General features: G+C 50.3%; 3 rRNA genes. All 3 read right to left on the bottom strand.

The features are described 5' to 3' along the window. Positions 1-474, bottom strand: a 23S ribosomal RNA gene (locus tag FGT79_RS30530); the annotation flags it as partial. Positions 475-758: 284 nt separating this feature from the next. Beyond that, a 5S ribosomal RNA gene (rrf, locus tag FGT79_RS30535) occupies positions 759-875 on the bottom strand. 173 nt (positions 876-1,048) lie between these two features. Continuing rightward, positions 1,049-1,535 (bottom strand): 16S ribosomal RNA (locus tag FGT79_RS30540); the annotation flags it as partial.

A 1,535-nucleotide genomic window follows, 5' to 3' on the forward strand; every position in this document is an offset into this window, starting at 1 on the left:
GCCTTGGCAGATGGTCCTGCCGGATTCCGACGGGGTTTCACGTGTCCCGCCGTACTCAGGATCCGTCTCGGAGAGTGCTTGGTTTCAGTTACAGGGCTTTTACCTGCTCTGGCGGGCCTTTCCAGACCTCTTCGCTTACCAAACACCTTTGTAACTCCATGTGAGACGTCCTACAACCCCAAGAAGCAAGCTCCTTGGTTTGGGCTAATCCGCGTTCGCTCGCCGCTACTGACGGAATCACTATTGTTTTCTCTTCCTCAGGGTACTTAGATGTTTCAGTTCCCCTGGTATGCCTCTACCCAACCTATGTATTCAGTTGAGAGTAACTGTCCATTACGACAGCTGGGTTTCCCCATTCGGAAATCCTCGGATCAATGCCTGCTTACGGCTCCCCGGGGCGGTATCGTTGTTCGCCACGTCCTTCTTCGGCTCCTGGTGCCTAGGCATCCTCCGTGCGCTCTTACTAGCTTAACCATATGCTCAGGTGATTCGGCTTGCGCTCCCTTCCAGCTTGATTTCTTTGAACAATAACCCCGTTAGAGGTAGAAATAAAGGCTGCAAAAGTCACTGCAATCTCGAACACCTTTCGCTTACAAATCAAAGCAACTTAAAGGATGTTTCAGCAATTCTTTTTCTTTCGTTATCCAGTTTTCAAGGTGCAATTGTCTTGTCGTTTGCACGACAGGACTCATAGATTATCACATTATTCGACTACAATCAACAAGAAAATGTTGGTAATTTATAATGATTCGTAATCCGCTTGGCGACGTCCTACTCTCCCAAGACCCTGCGGTCTAAGTACCATCGGCGCTGGAGGGCTTAACGGTCGTGTTCGGTATGGGAACGTGTGGTTCCCCTCCGCCATCGCCACCAAACGAATGACTAGACATATTGAAAGAGAGCATCCAACGATGGCATCGATTAAGAATGAAGTAATTATACTCATTTCCTATTCTTTGCAATGTGTTTACTCTTTCAAAACTGACAACGAGTAAGCGATAAACTGCCACGTTTATCCGAACCTCATCGGGTTCGGGTATTTCCTTAGAAAGGAGGTGATCCAGCCGCACCTTCCGATACGGCTACCTTGTTACGACTTCACCCCAATCATCTACCCCACCTTCGACGGCTAGCTCCCTTGCGGGTTACCCCACCGGCTTCGGGTGTTGTAAACTCTCGTGGTGTGACGGGCGGTGTGTACAAGACCCGGGAACGTATTCACCGCGGCATGCTGATCCGCGATTACTAGCAATTCCGACTTCATGCAGGCGAGTTGCAGCCTGCAATCCGAACTGAGACCGACTTTGATAGGATTGGCTCCACCTCGCGGTTTCGCTTCCCGTTGTATCGGCCATTGTAGTACGTGTGTAGCCCAGGTCATAAGGGGCATGATGATTTGACGTCATCCCCACCTTCCTCCGGTTTGTCACCGGCAGTCATCTTAGAGTGCCCACCATGATGTGATGGCAACTAAGATCAAGGGTTGCGCTCGTTGCGGGACTTAACCCAACATCTCACGACACGAGCTGACGACA

Origin of the sequence: Paenibacillus sinopodophylli, assembly GCF_005930355.1 — a bacterium.
In the GTDB taxonomy this organism is placed as follows: Bacteria; Bacillota; Bacilli; order Paenibacillales; family Paenibacillaceae; genus Pristimantibacillus; species Pristimantibacillus sinopodophylli.